Origin of the sequence: Exiguobacterium sp. A1_3_1, assembly GCF_048985645.1 — a bacterium.
GTDB lineage: Bacteria > Bacillota > Bacilli > Exiguobacteriales > Exiguobacteriaceae > Exiguobacterium_A > Exiguobacterium_A indicum.
Genome location: NZ_WBYY01000296.1, coordinates 1 through 1,588, shown reverse-complemented (window position 1 = coordinate 1,588; position 1,588 = coordinate 1). Strand labels below are relative to the sequence as shown.

Sequence of the window (1,588 nt, the reverse complement as noted above, 5' to 3'; positions counted from 1 at the left end):
CGCCTGGTCACCATGGCGGTTCAGTGTACTGTCCTGCGGAGTGATGTTGTAGGCGTTCGAGACGCCACCGAGTGAGTCAGCGATGATATGTCCTTCATCGAGATTCGGACGTTCGACGCCAGGTACCTTCGCCTCGTCCGAGTAGTAGCGTCCGTCACGCGTGACGTCTTCCGTCGCATCATTCTGAAGCACGATCTTCTTCGCGATCACGCGGACCAGCTGTCCGTGCTCATTCGTGAACGCCCAGTACTTCCGGTCACCGAATCCAATGTCGACAACAACGTTCGCCTGACGACTACCGGACAGGTCTCCACCATCGACTAAAATCTTCTTATATCCTGTGAAAGAATCTTTTGCAGTTGGTGTTTTTGATTCCGTTGAGGCATTCGTCTCCTTTGGTTGCTCGACTGTACTCGTATCAACTGTATTTTCTGATTGTTGATCAGAGTCCTCTTTTGTATCGGTCTTTTGTGTAGTCGCGTCGTCCTGCTGTGCTACTTGCTCTGTTTGATCTGGTGAAGGTGAGGTTGTCTCCATATCTGTACATCCTGCCATCAATAAGACGGCAAGGGGAATCGCTATGTAAGAAATCTTCATGAGTGTACTCCTTTACTGTTCAGTCTGTCATTGCGTCCTTCATTATAACGCTACTTCACCGTTCTTGCTGTCTTATTCGGTATTCGTAAGGCGATAAAATGATTCTTTCAAAGGCATGGCACAGAGCGGTACCGCTCTGTTTGATGGAAAGGGACCGTACGCCGTCCTGTTTCCGTACTCTAGCTCGCTACTCGTCGGCGCAAGGGCCATCAAAAAAGCCGCTGCCGTTCCTCGTCTTCCTCCGCGTTTTGGCTCAAAGCAAAGCTTTTCGCTCGCGGGCTTCGGAAGCCTTCGTCCCGGTGCGCTGTCCGCTTTTTTTGATCTTTCCCTGCGGTCACCCTTGCGCCGTCTCGCGACGCTCGCTACGTTCCCGTCAACAGGACGGCACCGTGTCGGACTGCATCCCACTCGCGAAAGGAGCTTTTCCATGAAACTGACTACACTCGTTGAAATCACCCGTATCCGCCAAGAGGTCCGTGAACCGGACGTCGCGCTCGAGACGACACACATCACGTCCCCAGAGGACGCGTTCTGTGTCGCGAGACGCTTCATCCAGGACGATGACCGTGAGGTGTTCCTCGTCATTTTACTCAATACGAAGAACCGCGTCATTGCCGTCCATCGGGCACACGTCGGTAGCATCAACTCGAGTGTCGTCCATCCTCGAGAAATCTTTAAGTCCGCCATCCTCAACAATGCGACGTCGCTCATCGTCAGCCATCAGCATCCGAGCGGTGACCCGCATCCATCGAGGGAAGATATCGAGGTGACCGAACGGCTCGTCGAGGTCGGACGCATCGTCGGTATTCAGCTTCTTGACCACATCATCGTCGGTGCCGGAGACGAATACGTCAGCTTGAAAGCACAAGGTGTGCTGTAAAGAGACGATAGAGCGTAGACGGACGGGATACCTCCGTCCTGTCCGCGCGCGCAAGAGCATGGACGAAAAACGACGTCGTTTTTCTTTTGAGAGAGCGCAAGCGAGTAAGGA

At 53.3% G+C, this 1,588-nt stretch carries 1 protein-coding gene and 1 pseudogene; one reads left to right on the top strand and one right to left on the bottom strand.

Annotation, left to right across the window (positions count from 1 at the left end; translation table 11 throughout):
* Window positions 1-597, bottom strand: a pseudogene (locus tag F8N00_RS17880) (hypothetical protein); the annotation flags it as partial.
* A gap of 115 nt (window positions 598-712) precedes the next feature.
* Between F8N00_RS17880 and F8N00_RS17875 the strand changes: the two are divergent.
* Complete coding sequence (locus F8N00_RS17875) at window positions 713-1,477, top strand: JAB domain-containing protein (RefSeq protein WP_421018730.1); 765 nt, start codon at window positions 713-715, stop codon at window positions 1,475-1,477.
* The last annotated feature ends 111 nt before the right edge of the window (window positions 1,478-1,588 follow it).

Coding starts and splice junctions, on each gene's coding strand:
- F8N00_RS17875 (WP_421018730.1), top strand. CDS start 713: ATGGCACAGAGCGGTACCGCTCTGTTTGATGGAAAGGGACCGTACGCC.